The 552-nt window shown below is 63.8% G+C and carries 1 pseudogene; it reads right to left on the bottom strand.

The window, feature by feature from the left end:
- Positions 1 to 552 (bottom strand): annotated as a pseudogene (locus tag QCD75_RS21870) (pyruvate dehydrogenase (acetyl-transferring), homodimeric type); the annotation flags it as partial.

The raw sequence follows: 552 nt of genomic DNA, 5'->3' as shown, positions 1-552 counted from the left end.
CATGAGGTACTGGATCTCGGGGGAGTCCATGCCGGGGTGGTAGTACGGGGGCCGGTAGAGGTCCGCTTCGAGCTGGTCGTCCGTGATCGGGATGCGCAGGTGGTCGCGGAAGGCCTTGAGGTCCGCGAGGGTGAGCTTCTTCATCTGGTGGGTCGCGTTGCGGCCCTCGAAGTGGGTGCCCAGGCCGTAGCCCTTGACCGTGTGGGCCAGGATGACGGTGGGTTTGCCCTTGAACTCGGTCGCGGCCTTGTACGCGGCGTAGACCTTGTTGTAGTCGTGGCCGCCGCGCTTGAGGTTCCAGATCTGGTCATCGGTGAGGTCCTGGACCATTTCCTTGGTCTGCGGGGTCTGCCCGAAGAAGTGCTCCCGGACGAACGCGCCGGACTCGGCCTTGTAGGTCTGGTAGTCCCCGTCGACGGTTTCGTTCATGATCTTCACGAGCGAGCCGTCCTCGTCCTTGGCCAGCAGGTCATCCCACTCACGGCCCCAGACGACCTTGATGACGTTCCAGCCCGCGCCGCGGAAGAACGCCTCGAGTTCCTGCATGATCTT

The sequence above is a fragment of the Arthrobacter sp. PsM3 genome, assembly GCF_030433895.1.
Lineage (GTDB): Bacteria > Actinomycetota > Actinomycetes > Actinomycetales > Micrococcaceae > Arthrobacter.
Note: the sequence above shows the minus strand (reverse complement) of the source record. Positions and strands in the feature narration are given on the sequence as shown.